Annotated in this window: 2 protein-coding genes and 2 pseudogenes; 3 read left to right on the top strand and 1 reads right to left on the bottom strand. The window is 55.1% G+C overall.

Going from position 1 to position 3,073, the window contains the following annotated elements; genetic code table 11:
• The coding region (locus ACTTKG_RS10155) for a P1 family peptidase (RefSeq protein WP_442674080.1) at positions 1 to 659 on the bottom strand (659 nt) is incomplete at its 3' end.
• Between the two features lie 407 nt (positions 660 to 1,066).
• Here ACTTKG_RS10155 and ACTTKG_RS10150 point away from each other — a divergent pair.
• The 3 genes and pseudogenes from ACTTKG_RS10150 to ACTTKG_RS10140 all read left to right on the top strand — a co-directional run.
• Positions 1,067 to 1,183, top strand: a pseudogene (locus tag ACTTKG_RS10150) (helix-turn-helix domain-containing protein); the annotation flags it as partial.
• A 91-nt stretch (positions 1,184 to 1,274) separates the two neighbouring features.
• Positions 1,275 to 2,732, top strand: coding sequence for an IS21-like element helper ATPase IstB (gene istB / locus ACTTKG_RS10145; RefSeq protein ID WP_442674081.1), 1,458 nt, complete (start codon positions 1,275 to 1,277; stop codon positions 2,730 to 2,732).
• A 167-nt stretch (positions 2,733 to 2,899) separates the two neighbouring features.
• Positions 2,900 to 3,073 (top strand): annotated as a pseudogene (locus ACTTKG_RS10140) (HNH endonuclease); the annotation flags it as partial.

Genomic DNA, 3,073 nt, shown 5'->3' with positions numbered 1-3,073 from the left:
CCGAGGGCGTTTACCACGACGACGGCGCCCAGCTTGAGATCGCCGACCTGCACCGCATGGTAGCCGATGCCGCCCTTTTGCGACTGCATCATGCCGCAGAGCTTGCCGACGGTGGCACCGGTACCGGCGCCGACAGAGCCGCTCAGGGGCTGATTTTCGGTCAATGCCTTTTGACAGGCTGCATAGCCCATGGCACTGTCGGGTCGGATCGCCGCACTGCCATAGGAAAGATCATAAATCGCGCTTTGCACCACCAAGGGAACCAGGGAAAAACCTGTATCATAGCCGATGCTGTGATCCTCCAGACACTTCATCACGCCGTCGGCTGCCGCCAATCCGTAGGCGCTGCCGCCGGACAATACGATGGCATGGATCGCGATGTCTTCTTTCGTAGGGTCGAGGACGGGCGTTTCCCGTGAGGCAGGTCCGCCGCCGCTGATATCTACCCCCGTCTTGGCGCCGTCGGGGAAAAAGAGAACCGTTACGCCGGTCTTTCCCTCGTCGCTTTGGGCATTGCCGACGCGTACCCCCTCCAATGCGGTAAAGGGGATTTCCTTCGTGGTGACATCCTTCGCCTGTGCCGTGACACCGACGGACATGACGGCCATGAAACTGAGCAGCCTTGCCATGGTCTTTAACAATTTCCTGGTGCGCATCATAATACCTCCCTATATAATCTCCTTTATCGGAATGGTCTTTCTTATTTTGTTATTTTTCTCCATGGATGAGATGTTATCCTGCTTTTAATGAAAATTTGCATAGAATTTGAAAGCAAGGCTGTACTGATATACACGCAACATATGGAAACCGCCGTGTATCGAACGAAAAGAGCGCGTTTTAGGGCGAAAATCCATTGTATGACAGATCGCTTTTATTCTATAATACTCAAACTTCCCACACCCAAATCGGTAGTGGCGTCTTGAAAATCGTACGTCTCAAGGGATAAAAATCTTCAACTTAAGACCATAATGATCACGAAAAAGTGAGCCACTTCGACCTCGATCTCCCCTATAATTGAGATAGCAATCTATCGCACGAAGGGGAGGCAAGCAAGGTGGTAATCACGATGCAAGACTATGAACACATTCGACGCATGTATTTGGTCGATGGCTTGAGCCAACGGCAGATCGCCCGGAAGCTCGGCATTTCCCGCAATACGGTGGCCAAGTATTGCGAAGGCAACACCTATCCGGGACTCCGAGCGAGCTACTGTCGTGCGGCGAGCGTCATGACGCCGGACATCCTTCGGTTCATCGAGCAATGCCTGCACGAGGATCGCTTGGAACCGAACCGAAAGCAACACCATACAGCCAAGCGCATCTATAGAACGCCTCGTGAAAGAGAAAAACTTCACCGGCGCCCAAAGCACTGTGCGGCGCATTGTCGCCAAATTGCGCGGACATCCTCAAGAAGCGTTCGTTCCCCTTGCATTCGCCCCGGGAGACGCCATGCAGATCGACTGGGGCGAAGCCGTCATCTACTTGGCAGGCGAACGCACGAAAGTGCAGATGTTTTGCGCCCGCCTTGCCTACAGCTGCGCTCCGTTCGCCGTGTGCTTCCGCAGGCAGAACACCGAGGCCTTCCTCGAAGGACTCATACAGGCCTTGAACTTTTTCGGCGGCGTAGTGCGCCGCGTACTCTTCGACAATGCGCGTGTCACCGTCAAGGAAGGTGCCGGCAAGAACGCCATACCACAGGAAAGCTATGCAGCGCTCGCGGCGCACTACTGTTTCCAAACAGATTTCTGCAATGCAGCCAGCGGCAACGAAAAGGGACTCGTGGAAAACCTCGTCGGTTGGACAAGAAGAAATCTATTGGTTCCCGTCCCCCGTGTCGCCTCCCTGGCTGAGCTGAACCAACGGCTCCGCGACGGCTGCGAAAGCTATATCGCCGCTCACCAAGTGGCCGGCAAGCCGCATCCGGTGGCGCATCTCCTGCAAGAAGAGCGCCAAGCGCTCCTGCCGCTGCCGGGGCGTCCCTACGATGTCCGTCGCACCGAGGTCTGCCGCATATCCTTGCAGGCAACCGTCCGCTTCCAAGGCAATGCGTATTCCGTACCCGTACAATATGCGGGGCAGGAAGCGGCCTTGAAGGCGGGAGCAGAGAGGGAATACGATGCCAGACAGGAAAAGACACGGCAACGCCGATTGAAGAGGGCACACTTTCCCCTGCACAAGACGCTGGAAGAATTCGATCTCGCGCGGCTGCAGCACATCCAACCGGAATTCGTCAAGCAGCTGGCCGGCTGCACCTACATTGACCGGCACGAGAACCTCGTGCTGATGGGCAATCCCGGCACCGGCAAGACGCACCTGATGACGGCGCTCGGCATAAAGGCCTGCCTGCTCGGCTACAAGGTGCAGTTCGCCAATGCAGCGACGTTGGCAAGCGAGTTGAAAGAGGCTCGTGACGGCGACCAGCTGCGCCGCTTGGAAAAAGGCATTGCGGCGAACGATCTGCTGCTTATAGACGAGCTCAGCTATGCGCGGTTCAACCAAGAAGAATCCGAACTGCTCTTCAAGGTGATCTCCGAACGCTCGGAAAGAGCGAGCACGATCATCACGACGAATCTTGTATTTTCCAAATGGACGGAGATGTTTGCAAGCGATACGCTTGTGGCGGCATTGGTAGACCGGCTGACCTACCGTTCACATGTACTCAACATGAATGGTGAATCTTACCGTTTGTCGAGCGGGCAGAACCATCAGAATCGTTCTCGGATGGCTCAATGATTCACGATCACATGGCTCACTTTTTCATGATCAAAAGTGGCTCAAAATTTCGTGATCAACTGGCTCACTTTTTCATTGACATTCACAATATGATAGAATCAGCAAGAATAGGGAAAAGCCATCGAGGGAGAAATCCTGTCGGTGGCTTTTTCACTGGAGGTGAAGCGATGCCGAGGAAACCGAAACGCCCCTGCCGTATGACAGGCTGCCCGAATCTGACAGACAAGAAGAGCGGCTACTGCGAGAAGCATGAGAAGCCGATGCAGCGGCACTACGAACGATTCACTCGCGGCTATCGGCAGCATGAGCGATACGGCAGCGTGTGGCGCAGGATTCGCGAC

Origin of the sequence: Selenomonas sp. (genome assembly GCF_052169755.1) — a bacterium.
GTDB lineage: Bacteria > Bacillota > Negativicutes > Selenomonadales > Selenomonadaceae > Selenomonas.
This window is presented reverse-complemented; position numbering and strand designations above follow the sequence as displayed.